Here is a 2,072-nt window from a genome sequence, read left to right as displayed (position 1 = left end):
CAAAAACGAGTCCGCGAGGATAGTATCCTGCTTGATGCAACTGCCAAAACTCCTGGCCGCTGAGGTCGCTGGTGAAGGGTTGAGGGTCGGGTTGGCGATAGCGAAGCGCTGCTGCGAAGCGCAGATCGCGAATACGAATGGCAGTCCCAACTGCTGTAAACTCAACCGTCCGAGCACTCCAGTCATAGCCACCCACTTTCAGCCTCACACCGATCACCCCATGAGCGCCCAGCAGTGACGCCTCTTGGCGCAGTCGAGCGATCGCTAATTCCCTCGCTGCCAATTGGGCTTCGCTCAGTTGAGTCAGTTCTCCCGTATAGGTGCGGTAGCCGTTAAAGTATCCCCAAAAGCTGACTTTATAGAAAGCCGTTCCCATCACTAAGCCAATAGGTTCATACCCAGCTTCCTGAGTCAGTAGATATTCTCGACAAGTCAGGTCACTGGTAAAGAAGGAAGACTCGCTCTGGCGTTGCATCTCCAAGCGATGTCTTGCCTTGTAGGGAATCTGACCTCGCTCCAATGCTCTGCGAGTTGCCTCGTGCGCCTCTCGCCGACTCTTCTGTTCCGGGGACTCCCACCAAGGCATCTGTTCAACCTCCACCCAAAACAAACTTATTCAAGGCGTTACGAGTTTGAGCACTGTGCTGAGCTAATTGAGCAAGCTGCTGGGCAATATCCTCCGTCCACTGGTCAACCGAGATTTCAGTCGTTTTCAGCACAACCCCTCGCACCACCTTCATCACCTTAGCTGTCAGCAAACCGTGTTGCTCGCGCACAATCTGATAGTGGTAATCGTTAAACCGTACCGTAACTTCCTTGACCGGGCGTGCTTTAGAGAACAGCTTACTACTACGAGTCACAGTAGTTTGTTGAGGTAAAGCCAGTTCCAGCTTGTGTGCCAGAAATTCCAACAAATCGCCCGACTCTTGACGATCCATCTGTAAGGCAGCCGCCAAAACATTGACCTGTAGGCTGGGATCTAAATCTTCTGTCATTGAGTACCTACTGTTTCGCTGTCATGGCACACTTGTCAACATACACCTACTTCTACAAAAATTCTTTTTAGAGAACCTTTGAAGACCAACGGATGCTAACCGTTTCCTACCGATAACAGTCTGATTGTGAACAACGGATTGTCATTCTTAATTAAAGCACCAGGAATTTTTGACGGATAAGGTCGTGTAGAAAAACATTATTAAGCTTTACATTTTTTCATTGCAACTGAACTTATCCAGTAGTGCAATCACAGATGAACTTTCAGCATCGGATTTCACTTTAAACCAGCTCTTGGGGCGATTATGATTTGAGTCTTCTAACAATTCGTGCTTGACAGGATACTCACTTTACGCATTGAGTGATGGTCACGCTCTAAAAATCAAAGAATCCAGCGAATAGGCACCCGGACCTAAAACCGCGATCGCAATCAGCATAACGCAGTACATAAAAGCCTTTTCCCAGCTTGGTGGTTCGCCTTTTCCGTTCGGCCCCTTATACTGCCCTTCAGGAATTAAGTAGGGATCGCGGGCAACAAAAGGCAGCCCTTTCGAGAGGTGTAAATAAATGGCAAACACCATTGAACCGAGAATTGGTAGGCTTGCTAGTAGGGTGAGGAATCCCAAAATCAGGCAAATCCCACCGCCTAACATAGATGCTGCTGAGAGCAAGCAAAGAAAGATAGGCATTTTTAGTGACTCAGCCCACTGTCGAAGATGCGTTATTTTAGGGTAGCCGTGCAGCAGAAACAACACGCCAACGCTAACTCTTAGTAGTAAAAGCACCGCGCCTTGGAGTCCCGCAGGGTACACAGTATTGAGCGAACTGAGCAGGTTTAGACCTAGCTCTGGGAGACTCGATGAAATGTTAGTAGTTAATAGAAAGCCGAGCGCAAAGCCAAGAACAAATTTGTAAATCATTATCAGGTTTGACTCTTCGTCTCTAAATTCGGTAGATGGAGTTCTTTCTCCCCCCTTAATTAATACCAATTGGCTTTATCAATGTCACATTTCACACCCCCCAGCCCCCCCAAACAAAATTGGGGGGAACCGGACTTTCAAAGTCCCCCAGAATTGGGG

3 protein-coding genes are annotated in these 2,072 nt (G+C 48.1%); all 3 read right to left on the bottom strand.

Translation table 11 applies throughout. From position 1 onward, the window contains the following. Positions 1-586: heavy metal-binding domain-containing protein (locus V6C93_RS23015; RefSeq protein ID WP_333479006.1), on the bottom strand; the 586-nt coding region annotated here is incomplete at its 3' end. A 4-nt stretch (positions 587-590) separates the two neighbouring features. Beyond that, complete coding sequence (locus V6C93_RS23010) at positions 591-995, bottom strand: hypothetical protein (protein ID WP_333479005.1); 405 nt, start codon at positions 993-995, stop codon at positions 591-593. Between the two features lie 366 nt (positions 996-1,361). Beyond that, complete coding sequence (locus tag V6C93_RS23005; protein WP_333479004.1) at positions 1,362-1,913, bottom strand: DoxX family protein; 552 nt, start codon at positions 1,911-1,913, stop codon at positions 1,362-1,364. Between the last annotated feature and the right edge of the window lie 159 nt (positions 1,914-2,072).

Origin of the sequence: Allocoleopsis sp. (genome assembly GCF_036703385.1) — a bacterium.
In the GTDB taxonomy this organism is placed as follows: domain Bacteria; phylum Cyanobacteriota; class Cyanobacteriia; order Cyanobacteriales; family Coleofasciculaceae; genus Allocoleopsis.
The sequence above is the reverse complement of the archived record's forward strand: the minus strand, read 5'-3'. Positions and strand labels throughout refer to the sequence as shown.

What these genes read in the sequence shown, in the direction of transcription:
- V6C93_RS23010 (WP_333479005.1), bottom strand. Translation starts at nt 995, where the DNA reads ATGACAGAAGATTTAGATCCCAGCCTACAGGTCAATGTTTTGGCGGCT.
- V6C93_RS23005 (WP_333479004.1), bottom strand. Translation starts at nt 1,913, where the DNA reads ATGATTTACAAATTTGTTCTTGGCTTTGCGCTCGGCTTTCTATTAACT.